Origin of the sequence: Acinetobacter sp. PFS20 (assembly GCF_052261015.1) — a bacterium.
Taxonomy (GTDB): Bacteria; Pseudomonadota; Gammaproteobacteria; order Pseudomonadales; family Moraxellaceae; genus Acinetobacter.
Map to the genome: position 1 here is coordinate 2562453 of NZ_JBPVZE010000001.1, position 15184 is coordinate 2577636.

General features: G+C 34.2%; 13 protein-coding genes and 1 tRNA gene. 3 read left to right on the forward strand and 11 right to left on the reverse strand.

The window, feature by feature from the left end; translation table 11 throughout:
- Positions 1 to 172 precede the first annotated feature (172 nt).
- Positions 173 to 1036, forward strand: a complete 864-nt coding sequence (locus ACS125_RS12085) for an iron-containing redox enzyme family protein (RefSeq protein WP_004792833.1) — start codon at positions 173 to 175, stop codon at positions 1034 to 1036.
- A 182-nt stretch (positions 1037 to 1218) separates the two neighbouring features.
- Here the strand turns inward: ACS125_RS12085 and ACS125_RS12090 are convergent.
- Positions 1219 to 1295: transfer RNA gene (locus tag ACS125_RS12090), tRNA-Ile, on the reverse strand.
- Positions 1296 to 2480: 1185 nt separating this feature from the next.
- Positions 2481 to 3365, reverse strand: a complete 885-nt coding sequence (locus ACS125_RS12095) for a LysR family transcriptional regulator (RefSeq protein WP_174731936.1) — start codon at positions 3363 to 3365, stop codon at positions 2481 to 2483.
- 89 nt (positions 3366 to 3454) lie between these two features.
- Here ACS125_RS12095 and ACS125_RS12100 point away from each other — a divergent pair, with 89 nt between their 5' ends.
- Positions 3455 to 3892, forward strand: coding sequence for a PACE efflux transporter (locus tag ACS125_RS12100; RefSeq protein WP_049836489.1), 438 nt, complete (start codon positions 3455 to 3457; stop codon positions 3890 to 3892).
- A 62-nt stretch (positions 3893 to 3954) separates the two neighbouring features.
- On the opposite strand, the gene ACS125_RS12105 is transcribed toward ACS125_RS12100, so the two are convergent.
- The 3 genes from ACS125_RS12105 to ACS125_RS12115 all read right to left on the reverse strand — a co-directional run bounded on the left by ACS125_RS12105 (position 3955) and on the right by ACS125_RS12115 (position 7240).
- Positions 3955 to 5370 carry a purine-cytosine permease family protein gene (locus ACS125_RS12105; protein ID WP_443272361.1) on the reverse strand — a complete coding sequence of 472 codons (1416 nt, stop codon included), beginning with the start codon at positions 5368 to 5370 and terminating at the stop codon, positions 3955 to 3957.
- 245 nt (positions 5371 to 5615) lie between these two features.
- Entirely contained in the window at positions 5616 to 6080 is a 465-nt protein-coding gene (locus ACS125_RS12110) for a hypothetical protein (protein WP_004792827.1), read from the reverse strand.
- A 230-nt stretch (positions 6081 to 6310) separates the two neighbouring features.
- Complete coding sequence (locus tag ACS125_RS12115) at positions 6311 to 7240, reverse strand: DMT family transporter (RefSeq protein WP_443272363.1); 930 nt, start codon at positions 7238 to 7240, stop codon at positions 6311 to 6313.
- Positions 7241 to 7334: 94 nt separating this feature from the next.
- On the opposite strand from ACS125_RS12115, the gene ACS125_RS12120 reads away from it, so the two are divergent.
- Positions 7335 to 8186, forward strand: a complete 852-nt coding sequence (locus ACS125_RS12120; RefSeq protein ID WP_443272365.1) for a LysR family transcriptional regulator — start codon at positions 7335 to 7337, stop codon at positions 8184 to 8186.
- A 67-nt stretch (positions 8187 to 8253) separates the two neighbouring features.
- Here the strand turns inward: ACS125_RS12120 and ACS125_RS12125 are convergent, their stop codons facing one another.
- The 6 genes from ACS125_RS12125 to ACS125_RS12150 all read right to left on the reverse strand — a co-directional run bounded on the left by ACS125_RS12125 (position 8254) and on the right by ACS125_RS12150 (position 15160).
- Complete coding sequence (locus ACS125_RS12125; protein WP_440202089.1) at positions 8254 to 8880, reverse strand: sterol desaturase family protein; 627 nt, start codon at positions 8878 to 8880, stop codon at positions 8254 to 8256.
- A 97-nt stretch (positions 8881 to 8977) separates the two neighbouring features.
- Positions 8978 to 9982 carry an AraC family transcriptional regulator gene (locus ACS125_RS12130; RefSeq protein WP_004792823.1) on the reverse strand — a complete coding sequence of 335 codons (1005 nt, stop codon included), beginning with the start codon at positions 9980 to 9982 and terminating at the stop codon, positions 8978 to 8980.
- A gap of 88 nt (positions 9983 to 10070) precedes the next feature.
- Positions 10071 to 10250, reverse strand: a complete 180-nt coding sequence (locus ACS125_RS12135; RefSeq protein WP_151962660.1) for a hypothetical protein — start codon at positions 10248 to 10250, stop codon at positions 10071 to 10073.
- Between the two features lie 555 nt (positions 10251 to 10805).
- Positions 10806 to 11825, reverse strand: coding sequence for a fimbrial protein (locus ACS125_RS12140; protein ID WP_174759708.1), 1020 nt, complete (start codon positions 11823 to 11825; stop codon positions 10806 to 10808).
- Complete coding sequence (locus tag ACS125_RS12145; protein ID WP_443273965.1) at positions 11822 to 14278, reverse strand: fimbria/pilus outer membrane usher protein; 2457 nt, start codon at positions 14276 to 14278, stop codon at positions 11822 to 11824. Before ACS125_RS12145 ends, ACS125_RS12140 begins: the two co-directional genes overlap by 4 nt.
- 138 nt (positions 14279 to 14416) lie before the next feature.
- Positions 14417 to 15160 carry a fimbrial biogenesis chaperone gene (locus ACS125_RS12150; protein WP_004792819.1) on the reverse strand — a complete coding sequence of 248 codons (744 nt, stop codon included), beginning with the start codon at positions 15158 to 15160 and terminating at the stop codon, positions 14417 to 14419.
- Between the last annotated feature and the right edge of the window lie 24 nt (positions 15161 to 15184).

Genomic DNA, 15184 nt, shown 5'->3' on the forward strand with positions numbered 1-15184 from the left:
ATAATGATTATCATTAACATAAGTTTTTTTTAATTTTCTATTTGATTTCGTACGATTTTAATTCTAATATGGATTGATAAGGGAACATATTTAAATATTAATTTAAGTCATTGTTTTTATAATAAAATATGTAAAAATCGATCAGGCTTCAATAAGTTTAATGAGAGTAGATATGCCTAAGAAATTTGAGAATTTTAATAACCCTAGAAAGAAAGCACTCGCAGGGATGAAGCAAAGCATTTCTACCGAACTATGGGAAAAAAATTTAGACTTTTTGACCCGATTAAGAGAAAAAATTGCTAAGCATGCGGTATCACATCATCCAGCAATTGATATTTTAAATAACGGAGAGATTAATAAAGAAAATTTAAAAAAAATACACTTAGAATACCGCCATGCAATCGTACAAACTTTTACTGATGCATTGCTCATGGCCCAATTTCAAACTAAACAACTAGAGCCAAGATTGCATGCTGGTGCGAAAATGTTTCCGCGTTTTCTTTTGAGCCTAAATATTTTTGATGAGTTTGGATTTCGTCCTGGTTTAGACAAAGATGGTTATTATCAGGGAAATCCTGAATATGCTCACTATCCTTTATTTGAAGATGTATTAAATGATTTTGGTATTACAGAACAAGATCGTTTGACTTATCAGCCGACTGAAATTGCAGATCAAGTTAGAGTGTTTTTAGAAAATGCTTATGATGACTATAAAGCTGTTTCAGCCTTATTAGCAGTCGCAGAAGAAGAGGTGATTCTTTATAGTCCACCGTTACGTAAAGCGACTAAAGCTGTAGGTTTAGAGGTAGAGGGTGGTGGCTATTATCATGTACATGGTATTTCTGAAGATGAAAGTGCCGAAGCCGCAGATGATGATCATGAAGAAGACTTATGGTATGTCTTAATGCAAGCTTGTACGGAAGAAGATTATAACTATATCGAAAAGTTATGTTTAGAGTATTGTGATTTATGGGAAAAATTTTGGGATGCTCAATTAGAACATACAGAGCTTATGCGGAAGAAAATCTTAGCTTAATAGAAGAAATAGAAATATTGAGTTTAGAAAAAACGTATTTTAAAGCAGTTAAAATTTTAAGATAAAATAAAATTTACACTTTGATAATTAAATTTTGAATATTGTTTATAACGGTAAAACGAATTCTATTTAGCTAAGCATTAAAAAACCCCATAAACTTTTTAGTTTATGGGGTTTGTATTTGGTGGGCCCACCGTGACTTGAACACGGGACCAACGGATTATGAGTCCGCTGCTCTAACCAACTGAGCTATAGGCCCTATAAGTCAGAAAAGCTTTAAATCTCAAGGCCTTTCAGTGCGTGCAATACTAATCAATTTTTTAATCAAACACAAGTCATTTTCTAAACTAGGCGCATACTAAACCCAAAAAATATTGTGTTATTTTGGTTAAATATTACGAGCGAGAGTGATTCTAGCGTATGAGTACTTCATGAGTAAAGTGAACTTAGTTATTTATCGATCAATTAGAACTTATGCCAGTCAGTAGTTTATAGTGATTAGGTTTTAGTTAATTATCAGTTCGAATTGTTAATTCTTTTAAAACATCTTTTGTTTGAAAAATAATCAAATTGTGGGTTGATTGAGTGTTGCTGAAAATATGAGCAATATTGGTTTTTCAAAAAGTTTACAAACATAATTTATACATTTATGTCTTATACATAATTTATAAATATTTCTAATAATGGCTATAGAATATTCTAAATAAACTTAATTTAAGAAATATTTTATCTACTCTAAATATTTAGACAATGTGCAATTTTATAAAATTCTATTTATAGAATGATGCACTTCTTATCATAGTCAATTCTATATCATTCTAATCAGAGTTATTCTTTGCAGTCTAATAGGTACTGTAATAAATCTGATGAAAGTGATTAATTTTTTAAGTAAGGTGAATCCAAAAATCTAATTAATTTGAAAAAATAAGAGTACAAAGATAATATTTATGAAATTAATTTTGTTTAGAGCACAGGACAAAAAAACTCCATAGGCTTTAACGGCGAAATACGAAAAATAAGGAAGCAAAGTGAGTCACCTTCAAAGTAAGACTTTTATCTAGTTTTATTAAAAAATTAGAACTTTTTAGGTGGGGTAATTGGAAGTTTTTTTAATTGAAATTTCTTTCTTTTTCTCATGTGTTTTCTATATAAAACTTAAAGTGTGACTACTTTCACGCTCGATACAAATGATTGTATTTTATTGAATTTATTCTTGACTAAAATGCTAGGTTTTAATAAAGTACAAATGTATTTTCCCAAAATAAAAAACTATTGCTTAGTCCTGAAATACAGTAAGAAGCCTACTTTTTAAAGTAGGCTTCTTGCTTTTTGTAATATAGAGAAAATAGGTTAGAGCAATAATCTAAATTTTAAAAGTAAGTATATATAATCAGGAATAAACCTATAGAAAGATCATGTGTGTTCAGAGCTACAGTATAAGAAATTATAAATTTTCTTGAATAATCTGAATGAGTTCTCGAGCCGCTTTAGATAAGGGGCGGTCTTGAAGCCAAATTAAGTAAATGGATAGAGGTAAATGATTTTTAGTATTTTTAAAATCTAAAAGAACTAAATGACCTTGATCAATTTTTTCTTGTACTAATGATAAGGGGAAATTTCCCCAACCGAGTCCTGCTTCAACCATATTAATTGCTGTTTGTAGACTATTCGTTTTCCAGTACATAGCACCAATAATTGATCGAGAATCAGTCATTTCATGGTCGCTACTCGCCACTACAATTTGTCTAATATTGATTAACTTTTCAATAGAAAAATGCTTTGTTTTTTCTTGTAGAAGAGTATGACTAGACGAGATAGTAGCAACGACTGTTTCAGTCATTACTAATTGTAGATTTTCACGCATTTTTATATTCAGGTCTGAACCAGCTAAGCAAAGACTAATTTCTTCCCTATAAAGTAAATTAAGGATGTCATCTTGAGGTGCAGTAATAACCTCTATATTTAGTAAGGGGAATTTATCAGCTAACTTCTTTATTGAAGAAAATAATAGTTTTGTATTTACATCTGAGACCACACCAATACGTAATTTACTCTCTAGTCCTAAAGAAAGTTCATGGGCATGAGTACTGAATAGTTTAAGTTGTTCAGAAATAATTCGTGCTTGAGGTTCCAAAGCTAATGCGGTAGGTGTAGGAATGACCTTGCGTGGAGTACGTTCAAATAAGGTGTAACCCAATTCTGCTTCTAGATTAGCAACCGCCATACTGACTGCTGAGGGGACTCGATTTAGTTTACGGGCGGCTGCAGAGAAAGAGCCTGTATCAAGTACAGTAATAAAGAGTTCAATATTTTCACTATTAAAATTCATTTTGATATCAGTAGAACTGAAAGCTATTAACTTTATATATGATTTTAACTGAAATTAAAATAAAAAGAATTAAGTAGAGTTTGTTTATTATGCAAGGTGTAAAGCGTCGAATCGTATATGTTTCTTCTTATGAGGTGATTGGAATGATTATTTCATCAGTAGGGTTAGCGATTTTGGCAGGTGATAGTGTTGAACATACAGGTCCACTCTCTGTCATGATTACGACCATCGCTGTAACTTGGAATTTTATCTACAATATTTTATATGAGAAGTGGGAGGCTAGACAAAGCAGTAATGTTCGTACAGTTAAGCGTAGAGTTGGACATGCGATTGGTTTCCAGCTTACCTTAGTTCTATTTTTGATTCCTCTTATTGCATGGTGGATGGATATTTCTCTGATTGCTGCTTTTTGGTTAGATGTAGCTTTTATTATCATTATTCCTATCTATACTTTTATATTTAATTGGAGCTTTGATAAGTTATTTGGATTGCCTGTTTCGGCACAAGCTAAAGCATTGCAAGAATAGTCACTAAATCAGCTTAATAAGCTATCAAGTTGTGTGACTTTGATAGCTTATCTCTAGTTTAATTATTTGATTTGATCAATGATTAACTGCTTTGAAAACTTAAGTTGAGCTTTCTTGGCGAAAATATAATAAATCACTGCTGTAGATATCAGTCCTACCAGCCAGGATAAGTCGATCCCTCCTAACATTGCAGCAATTTGTCCCGTATAAAATTTACTATCAATAAAGGGTAGTTGGATCAAAATACCGAGAAAGTAGCAGGTGATACCAATTCGATTCCAACGGCCATACTTGCCATTTGGATCATAGAGCGCATCTACATCACATTCTTCTTTAGAGATAAAGTAGTAATCAACCAGATTAATAGCACTCCATGGAATAAAGAAGGTAAGTAAAAACAAAATAAATGCTTTAAAAGCACTTAAAAAAGTATGTTCACCTATAATTGCAATAAAAGTCGAAAACACAACCATAGCAAGGACAATGAGTAATCTTGTTATTTTTGAGATTTGATTTGTCGATTTGAAACTATTCCAAACAGTAGCAATGCACATAAAACTACCGTAAGCATTTAACGTTGTCAGAGTAACTTTACCAAAAGCGATACTAAAATATAAAAAGGTCACGACGAGGGCAATTGGATTCATACCCACAACATATTGAACTTCATTTCCGACAAAATTGCCGTTTGCTACCTGAGCAATCAAAACACCTAGGCTCATAGAAATTTGTGAACCCAATAGAGAACCTAAACCAACGGCCCAAAATACACGAGATGAAGATGTTTTAGTTGGAAGATAACGGGAATAGTCTGCAACATAAGGTCCAAAAGAGATTTGCCAAGAAGCAGAAAGTGAAACTGCTAACAAAAATGAAGACCAACTAAAATGACGTACTGCTAAGAGTTGAGAAAAATCAGAAAGTGCTAAAATTTGAGTCAAAATAATCACAAAAGCGATCAAACCAATAATACTGGCTACTTTGCCTACCAAATGAATTAAACGATATCCAATCGTTGCAAATATAATGATTAAACATGCGTAAATTAAGATACCAGTTGTATTACTGACATGTGCTAGATGTGCAATTGCTTTACCAGCCAATACCTCTCCAGTTGCAGTAAAGCCAATATACATGAAGCAAACAAGTATGATTGGAATACAAGCACCATATACCCCAAATTGCACACGGCTTGAAATCATTTGAGGAAGGCCAAGTTTAGGACCTTGGGCAGCATGTAGTGCCATAACGGCAGCACCAAAACACTGTCCCACGAATAAACCAATAATAGACCAAAAAACATCCCCACCTAATACAACTGCTAGCGCACCCGTCACAATGGCTGTGATTTGTAAATTAGCACCAAACCAGAGGGTGAATTGAGCAAATACTCCGCCATGTCTTTCATTTTCTGGAATAAAATCAATGCTTCGGTTTTCAATAAAACTACTATTTGCTTTCTCAGCCGATGAGTCCATTTCACTCTCCTTGTCCTTTAAGAGTTCACTCTATTTTTATTAATTCAATCTTTGTACAAACAAATACAAACATGTATATACAAGTAATTTAAAGAATAATCAAACAATTTTTGAGGCTGTAAAAGCTAAAAGTAGCTTAAATAATTCATAGATAAATAGAAAAAGTATTTGACGAATTTTATTTTTTAAAAAGTTAAATAATAGAAAAATAATATATAAAAAAGCCCTCTATAGAGGGCTCAACTTTATGCGTTAGCATCTAAAACGATTTGGAAATAAGTAGGAAGTTCAGAAAATTGCACGAGTTGGGTTTTATCTTCTTGCTTAAAATAATATTGATAATTTGGAGTTTCTAAATGGTTATCTAGATATTGTGTTGCATCAGTAAACTGTGCTTTTGCAATAGGCTTATCTTTTTTGCATTTAATAATAACGGGATTTACCGAGTTTAATTTTACAGGAACACCATTTTCAAATTTAGCAGTTTCAATCAATAAAGAAATTTTGAAATCACCAAAATTTACACAAAAGTGGCCTCCATTTTCTGTCTTAACCTCTCGGTCAGAGAAAAGATCTTTAAATAAACTCTTCAGGGTCTCCCTGTGCTTATCTAAAGCAACTTGAAATTCATGATCTCGTTGCTCGATCTTTTCTTGCTCTTCTTGTAGCAATTTGGCTTGCTTTTCAATTGTTGTAAAATCCAGCTTCATTTTAATATCTCCTTTGGTTGTTTTAAAACTATATATGGCAATCTTTTATTAAGTTTTAAAGAAACATACAGTATTTGTTACAACGGAATAATTAAGATGAGCTTTTGTATAAGCCATTACAAAGGTAAGAATATGTTTGAAAATATAAGAACTTAAAGAAATTATTATTATTTTATATTTGAAAATGCTGCTACATATTAATAGTAGATTTTAATGTAGCAGCATATTTCTTATTTTGTACAATGTTTTGCCATAAGTGGAGTACTTTTAATTTTTAAAAAACCTCCGCTACTCATGACACCAAGCATCACCAAAGCTGTTCCTATCAACTGCCAGATATTAAGGGTTTGCCCAGTAAGCAAAGCAATGATCATACTGAACACTGGCACAAAGTTAAAAAATACCGAAGCGCGGCCAGCACCTAATTTTTGTATGCCATTAAACCAGAATAAATAAGCAATCATGGTAGAGCAGATAACCACATATCCCATGGCTAAATGTGCATTTACAGGTGCAGATGCAATGGCTGAAAGAGGATTTTCAAATATCATACTCAACAAACCAAGTGTTATTGCTCCAAACATCATAGAAAAAGTCGTTGTTTCTAGCGGCGTAGCATTTTTTACATAACGACGAGACAGCACATTTGCGAAACAAAATCCAAATGCACCCATTAATATAAATAGATCTCCAATGTCTATTTTGAGATGAAGTAAAGTTGTTATATGGCCTTGACTAATCACAAGTAATACGCCACTTAAGCCAAATAAAACGCCTAAAAATTTACTAGTGGTAAGTTTTTCACCATCTAGCATGATTGTCATTAATAGAGTCATTAAGGGGGTAGTTGCCATAATTAAAGCACCGTTCACGGCAGATGTCGTTTTTAAGCCATAAAAACAGCCTATGTTGAAGCCTGCAATTCCAATTACCCCAATAACAAGGTAGATAACTAAATTCTGGCTTAAGGCTGCCCATCTTAGTTGGCCTGTTATTGAAAAGATCAGAAGTAAGCCTAGGCTTGCAATTGAAAACCGTTCAGATGCAGCAGATAGCGGAGGCATATGTTGAATGATATAAGACATTGCATTAAATGCTGATCCCCAAAAAAACATTGTTAAGACAACACCAGCATAGGCATAAGCCACCGTTCTGTTCATGGACAGGCTCCCATCAAGAAAGGTTTTATTCTCGGCAATTACATAAAGGTGTACAATTCCATATTAATACACTTCTAATGTGAAAATTTGCACAATGATTGATTGGGAAAATTTACATTACTTTTCAGTTTTTACAGAAGAAAAGTCACTGTCAGCGGCTGCCCGAAAATTGGGAGTAGATCATGCAACTGTATCTAGAAGAATTGCCCAGCTAGAACAAAATTTAAAACTTAAATTAGTTGATCGTAGACCACGCACCTACATCCTAACCCCTGATGGTGAACGCCTTGCGCAGGTGGTTGCTCGTATGATGGAAGAAACTTTTTCTATTGAACGTTTAACTCAGGCTGGTCAGCAAGAAGTGATGGGAAGTGTTTCTATTAGTATGCCTCCTTTAACTGCGGCACATCTCATCATGCCTCATCTGGGTAGGTTTTATCGCCATTATCCTCAATTAAAATTACGTGTGCTTGGCGATGTTCATTATGTTTCTTTACAGCATAGTGAGGCTGATATTGCGGTAAGATTTGGTCGTCCTAAAGATGAAAATTTAGTAGCTCGTAAAGTAGGTGAAATTCCTTTTGGAATATATGCCGGTCCAAATTATTTGGCTTCAACGGCTCCTGAAAATTATGAATGGATTAGTGTGGAAGTAGGGGGAGTACATGGTCAAAAACAGCAAAAATTAAAAGAAAGATTAAATCATAAAGAACCCATTATGGTGACCAATCATCCTGAATTACAGTGGAGAGCTGCATGTGGGGAAGTGGGTTTAGCGGTCTTACCGGATTTTTTAGGCGCTATTAGCAATTTAGTTAGATTACAAGATGATTATCCGATGAGTGCTGAAATTTGGTTAGTTACACATGAAGATTTACGGCATAGTCCAGCTATCCGAGTAGTAATGGATTTTCTTATGTCTTGTTTTGAGCCTTTTAAAGTCTAATCTCTTAATTGCGATCCATTTATATAAAAGCTGCTGGAGTCCGCAGCTTTTATATTTGGATAAATTTTTAAGACAAACTAACTTCTATTCCTTTACGTAAATTAGATTGGTCCTGATCGGAGTTTAAAACAATCTTGGTATACGATTTGGCAAGTATGCGTCGAGCAGCAAAATTAATCGGTTTTTCTAACAACTTTGGTAATTTTATACCTAAAGGATTACTTTCAGTTTGAGACGCTTCTGTCGTGACCCGAGTTCCCATAATATAGTCAAACCAAGGTTTGGTAACGCACCAGTTAGCATTTTGATTGCTCGTCATATGATGATCATAGTGCCAAGGGATACGTTTCTTTGCATATTCAGGGTCTAAATGAGCCTTTGAATGTACACGCCAATAATTCCATAAGCCATAATAAAGTCCGGCTGTAAAAAAGGGTGCTATAGGTAAAAAAATAGTAGCGGCCCCAGCTAACCCAAGCAGAGCTGTTTTTTCGTTATACATTTCAGCATTTTTAAACATTGATTCAGCATAACCTTCATCTTGAAAGCCATTTAAACGAGCACGCTTATGATGCGCGATATGGGTGAAAAAAGGACTATTACGGTACTGACTTGGATATTCATGTAACCAAACTTTATGAAAGTACCATTCAAGACCATTTGCAACGAAAATACCTACAGGAAGTCCGAGCATATTAATCACTTCTCATCAATTACAATTTAAAGCTATTCTAAAAGAAGGAAGTTTTATCTCTTTGACCTAATAGGCAGCAGAATAATTGCCTTTAGAATCAATTTGACTGTTTTTGTTTGCGCTGGCGATATGCGCTTGGAGTTTCACCACTCCAACGTTTAAAAGCCCGTGTAAATGCTGAGGGTTCAGAAAAACCGGTCAAATAAACAATCTGATCAATAGTTTCTTGGGTGTGTGCTAGCAAGCGTCTAGCAAGTTTTTCCCGATGTTGGTTTAAAATTTTCTCATAATTGGTATTTATTGCTTGTAAATCAGCACGCAGAGTACGTGGGTTACGATTTAATTTCTCAGCAATAAATTTTTGATCGAATTCTCCCGATTCGAGTAGCCCATTGCTGAGTAAGCGCTCAATTTCATAAACAAGTTGATGTTTTTCTAAAGTTGATAGTTGTTGTTCAGCAATTGTTTCATGAATTTTTAATAATTCAGGTTCAGCTGCTGGTGATGTTTTATTTAATAACGCACTAGGAAAAATTATAGCGCCTTGATTTGTATTTAAAATTACGGGACAATTCCAAGCTTCTTGATAATCGCTAGCTGAAGCACCTTGTTGATAAGATAAAGTAATTTGACTAGGTCTAAACTCGTTATTTGTAATATATTTAAAAAAATTAAGAAAAATACCAATTCCACACTCAAGGTAATGTCTTACGGGATGTTCAAAACCAGATAATATTGCTTCATCTTCTTTAACTGTTAATTTTAGGTCAAATACATCTGTAAGTATGGCCTGATATCTTAGAGCACGTTGCAAACCCTCTCCGAAAGTTGAACTACTCAAAAATAGATATTCAATTACCAAGCCTCTGAAGGGTGGCATTTGCCTACCGACATGCAGACCAATGTCTGTATCTTGGCTAATTTTTTCAGCAGCTGTCCAAAACCGTTGTTGGGTAGAATTATCTCTACGAATATTTTTATCGGGTGGTTGATTGGGTAAATTTACACTTGCAAAAATAGATGCGGCATCTAAACCCATCTTTTGCATAGTCTGATAAGTCATCAATAAAAAAATTCCAGCATCTGAAGAACTTTTTGACATATTTTGATTACAACCATCCCTATAGACTATATGGCGCATTCAATCATGATTTTAGTATTGATGCTATATCCTAGAAATTCATAATATTTTAATTATCAGGAAAGAAACCAGCATCTTCACGTGCTTGCTTTAAAGCTAAGACAAAGCAGGTTAATAAAAGTAAACCTATAAAGAAAAGAAAAAGATCGATCTTACTAATCGCAAAACCTATACTTGTAGCGCCTAGACTTAGTAATAAGATACATAATATTTTCCAAAAAATGAGCATGTTACGTTCTGATAAAAAGTCTAAGGATATTATTTGCAATTGAAGGGGAATTCTAAATTTATTTATGTTTTTTTTATTGTAAATTATGTAATTCATTAAAATTTTAATTTTTATGGTTTTAATCTAAATTTATGAAAATAAATGGATTTTTGTTTTTTTTAGGCTTAGTGAGTGAATTTTAATTTTTCTTAAAATTAAGTTTTTATTAATTAATAGAATGATAATTCTTTAGAAACACTATAAAATAGTGCTCATGAATTAAATTTATTTTTTTAATTTAGTTAAAACAATATGTTATGTTGGTTATTAGAATATTTGTTAAAAAAAAGACTTGATCTTTAAGCTGTTTTTTGAAATTATAGTCATGCAAATTGTGATCTATTTCCCACAATTTGTATTTCAGGTTAAGTGGTTATCACTAATGCTCATTTGCTATTTTTGCTTATGAGCATTTTTTTATGTGATTTTTTAATAGAACTACAAAGTTCTAAAAATTAGCCTTTTAGTTCCCTTATTAGTATTAAGCTTACTTGATTAGTAGTTTTATAGAGAATATTAATCATATTGAATCGTTACCGTCGCTGTGGCTTTAACCTCACCTGCGGTCACATTGGTGGCGGTCTGATAATAACGAGCAGTTAAAGGAATATCATATTCAACAGTTTGATTGGAGCTCACGCTACCTATATTGAGTTTGGTTGCTTTTTGAATCGGCTTATTTGCTCCATTCAGATTCCACAACAGTTCAACACCAACACCGTTAGCTTTTATTGAATTCGCTGCACTGTTGTTAATTACCTGATTATTGGAGGTATCAGAATTATAATCAAAACTTAAGCTGATCGTATTGCTCGTAGCGATACCAGAGTTGTTTTCACCACCATTACATAAGATTGATAGATTAAAATTCTGTTCCCCTTGGGTTGACCCAATCGCTCTAAAGGCTGATTTCATCACGGTTGGGAGTTGAACTGGCGAATCTACACCACTTTGAATTTCACAAGATGAAGATGCAATAAGAATAGGGGCATTACTTAATACGGTAGTGGTTAAAAATGGGCGATTCTGTTGTCCTGATACGTAATAAGTACTGTAACGGCCTGCGACTAGTGCTCCAGAACCCGTTGTCATGGCAGTTTTAATTACTTCCATAACAAAATATCCAGGGGAAAGTGTATATGTTTGATTAGGTGTTAATGTACGTCTATAAGGATAATATCCTGAAAAATCTGAAGCATCTGCTGCTTCGCGATAAAGACGAATACCAATACCTGGAATATTGGTTGCATAAACATTATTGCCTATTGGACTAATTGGATAATTTAAGGGGAGAGCTGCAATAATTTGATCACTTGCTCGATTACAAGTGGCGGTAGAATTATTAGGAGATATTGTAAAAGTATTCTTTTGTAAGATCGTTCCTATTGGATCGTTTGGTTTTACTACGATTTTACCTATCGTCATTGGAATATCGACAGTGGTAAATCCTTTACTTAAAGTACAATTTGCATTTGTATGGTTATAAGCAAATAGACTCACCGCTAAAAAACCAATTTTTTTAAAAATATTATTCATTTACAGACTGCCTTTGTCATAATAATTGGTTGGTTGTTATGCTTTATTTGATCCGCTATATCGTATTCAATCTCGCATTTTTCAGTACTCGTATTTCCCCATTTTACATATAAATGATCGTGGGTTAAGGGTGTTCGTAAATAAATGCGACTACCTTGTGCGACAATGCCTATTACTTCGTTATTCTGGTTATATACCTGTGCGGCAAAAGGTAGATGTGAACCATCCAATGTTGTTGTACTAATAAAAAGTGCATAACCTTTTTTTGTTGAGAATTGGACTTTAGTGATTGAGCCTGCATAAGGGGCGATACGTAAGCTACTTTCAGCTAGCTCAACTTGTGTAGACATATTTTGCGGGTCAAGGCTAATGTCATTCATACGGTAGGGTGTAACATACGGAATAACGGCATATCCGTTTTTGTTAATACTTAGCCCAGGTGTATTACCGACTTGTGCTCCAGTAGCATTCGGCGCATAGACCAACACCATGGTTTGGGCTTGATCTGGCCCAAACAAAATTCCTTGAGAATGTGCAACAACATTACCACTCAAGCTAAGCATTTCTTGTTGGTATGAATCTGCATGACTGAATGAAGCACCAAGTGTTGTATAGTTAGTTTTATAGGTACCATTAATATTTAAGTTGGTTTGATCATGGTCCTGATTAGAAATTGATGCGCCGTAGTTTAAGCGATTTCCTGAAAAGCCACTGAAGCTTAAAATCTGACTGTCGTCACCAATAACATTATTAAAAGTTAGAGAATTTTTCTTAAAATCTAAGGGAAAGGATAGGGACGCTAGGTATTGAGTATCTTGGCCAGCCCGCCCATCAGCTTCGGTAATCTCGCTGCTCATTGCAGATAAACTATAAGTTAAATCTTTAAATTGATTGCTATAACCTAATTGGAACTGTTTATTGGTCTTGGGTTGATTCCAATAATTTATCCATGAACCAACTAGGTAGAAATTTCCCCATTGCTTTGGAAGCACCTGATTTAAAGTAATCTGAAATTCACTTTTTTGTTTGCCTACGGAAAGGCTATCAATATTTTGCTTTTGTAAATCTTGAATTAAAATTGCATCACGCAATTTGAGGTAGTTTTCTGTTGAATAGCGATAAGTCGCTAATGTTAAATTAGTATTTGTTGGGGAAAATAACTTACTGTAGCTTAAACGATAGCTTTGTCCTGTCATTTTAGGTTGATGATCAAACTCAGCTTTTGACTGGGTCGCATCAAAAGAAATAGCTCCAATGGGTGTAGAAAAAGCTGTACCTAGTAAGAGTGAGAGATATTGTTGCGTTGCTTGAACTGCACTGTAAGCTGTGAAGTAATTATTAATTCCCCGTTGATATTTACCTTGTATTAGCCAAGGATTTAGGCCAAGGTTTGAATCTCTAAATTGCCCTAAAGTGAAAGAGTATCGACTCATTTGCGGACGTAGCATTTCGACGACAGAAGCATAGGGAATAGCGAATTTCTGAATTACGCCATTAGATTCAATTACCGAAACTTGTAGCTCGCCTCCAAATCCTGTTGGGTAAAGATCATTAATTTCAAAATTTCCGGGTGGTACCGTTGTTTGATAAATTAAGTTGCCTTGTTGCCTAACCTCGACTTTCGCATTGGTTTTTGCATAACCTCTCACTCTGGGAGCATAACCGAGCATACTGTTTGGAAGCATTCGGTCATCACTTGAAATATTTACGCCGCGATACGGTAAAGAATCGATAAAATCACTATTAGTAAAATAATCGCCTAAAGTCACAACACCATGAATCTGGGGAAAGGCCTTTTGTATATATGTATTTGTTGAAGTATAAGAAGAATTATTGGATTGAGAGCTAGACTGGCTTTGCCATTTCCATTGTCCATTATGGCGAAATTGCCAACTCGCTAAATTTGCTCCAAGATTAGTTCCCATAAAAGCATATGCACTTTCATGTTGTTCGTTAACTATTCGATAAGCAGTCGCGTTATATGTCAAAAAAGCTGCATTAATTCCTCGATCCCAAAGATGTGGATCGATATAGCCCTGTGCATTTTTTTCTAATGTGACTTGGGGGATAGAGATATCAATTCTTAAACGAGAACTATCAAATAAATAAAAAGCATTATCTATCCAATGACCTAGTGCATCACAAGAAAGAGAGGATGTATGAGAATGTTGGCTAAGCACATCAGCTTTTACACCATATTCTAGTAACATGGTTTCTGTAAAACAGGTTTCAGCATTTACGTTAGGAGAGCTGGCATTAAAGCGCATGCGTCGTTTACCCAACCATTGACCATTAATATAGACATCTAAGCTATATTCACCAGCTAAGATGGGGTTTCCATATTTGAAACGACCAATATCAATTTTTTGTGCATTACCTACTAAAAAATTGCTATCAAATTCTGCTTTTGAGAAACCTGAAACATCAACATTATTTTGTGCATATGCTGCCAAAGGTATAAATAACGCAATACTTGAGGCCACATAACAAGTAAAAGGGCTTTTTAAACATATATAAGGTATAAACCATTTAGACATAGTTTTAGAGCCTATTCATGATAGGTATTTAGGTTTTTTAGTAATACAGTAAGTTTAGAACTTTATTGGATGCTCAACTCTTCCACCGTAATCATTGATATATACAAAGCGCATATCTGATACATTTTTATTTTTAAGTTTTATTTTATCTTCAGAAAAAGGGGCAACCATTAAACCTTGTTGTAACAAGTCTGCTTTATGGCTTTCAGTTCCTTGAAAAATAGAAGTGATAGTGAGGAAAAAGGGAGTCGGGTTCTTTACTACAAGATATTGATCATTTATTTTCCATTGAACTTTTTCACTTAGCTGTTCAATATTTTCTTTTAGATCTATAGGGCGATAAAAGAATTTAATTCTTGAACGAACAGCGAGCTGTAAAAAATTATTAGAAATTGGGGTACTTTGGTCTTGTTGAGTTTTTCCTTCGGGTTTAGGAGGTATATCTAAAACATTAAGCCAGAAAATGGATTCTTGTTGTTGACTTAATTGAGACGAATTAGGTAGAGCTGTAATTCTTAAAGTTTGGCCCTTAGTTGCTTCTACTCGTGAAATCGGGGGAGTAATAATGAAAGGCACATTTGCTTCATCGGGAGTTGATTTTGCATTTCCATCATCAATCCAAGCTTGAACAAGAGACGGAGCTGTGCCGTTATTGCTGAGTTGTAGTGTGATCTCACGTGCATTTGAAGGATAAACGACACGAGTTCCATGCAAAACAATTTCAGTATGACCTGTGGTAGTCAGTGCTACCTGTAGGCAAACTAATCCCCAAAAAAACTTACGACCACGAAAAAGCATGAGCCATATTCTCAATAATAAATA

Bases quoted from the DNA above. Each gene is read 5' to 3' on its own strand.
- ACS125_RS12120 (WP_443272365.1), top strand. From the start codon at position 7,335: ATGATTGATTGGGAAAATTTACATTACTTTTCAGTTTTTACAGAAGAA.
- ACS125_RS12110 (WP_004792827.1), bottom strand. From the start codon at position 6,080: ATGAAGCTGGATTTTACAACAATTGAAAAGCAAGCCAAATTGCTACAA.
- ACS125_RS12125 (WP_440202089.1), bottom strand. From the start codon at position 8,880: ATGCTCGGACTTCCTGTAGGTATTTTCGTTGCAAATGGTCTTGAATGG.
- ACS125_RS12135 (WP_151962660.1), bottom strand. From the start codon at position 10,250: ATGCTCATTTTTTGGAAAATATTATGTATCTTATTACTAAGTCTAGGC.
- ACS125_RS12105 (WP_443272361.1), bottom strand. From the start codon at position 5,370: ATGGACTCATCGGCTGAGAAAGCAAATAGTAGTTTTATTGAAAACCGA.
- ACS125_RS12130 (WP_004792823.1), bottom strand. From the start codon at position 9,982: ATGTCAAAAAGTTCTTCAGATGCTGGAATTTTTTTATTGATGACTTAT.
- ACS125_RS12095 (WP_174731936.1), bottom strand. From the start codon at position 3,365: ATGAATTTTAATAGTGAAAATATTGAACTCTTTATTACTGTACTTGAT.
- ACS125_RS12150 (WP_004792819.1), bottom strand. From the start codon at position 15,160: ATGCTTTTTCGTGGTCGTAAGTTTTTTTGGGGATTAGTTTGCCTACAG.
- ACS125_RS12140 (WP_174759708.1), bottom strand. From the start codon at position 11,825: ATGAATAATATTTTTAAAAAAATTGGTTTTTTAGCGGTGAGTCTATTT.
- ACS125_RS12115 (WP_443272363.1), bottom strand. From the start codon at position 7,240: ATGAACAGAACGGTGGCTTATGCCTATGCTGGTGTTGTCTTAACAATG.
- ACS125_RS12100 (WP_049836489.1), top strand. From the start codon at position 3,455: ATGCAAGGTGTAAAGCGTCGAATCGTATATGTTTCTTCTTATGAGGTG.
- ACS125_RS12085 (WP_004792833.1), top strand. From the start codon at position 173: ATGCCTAAGAAATTTGAGAATTTTAATAACCCTAGAAAGAAAGCACTC.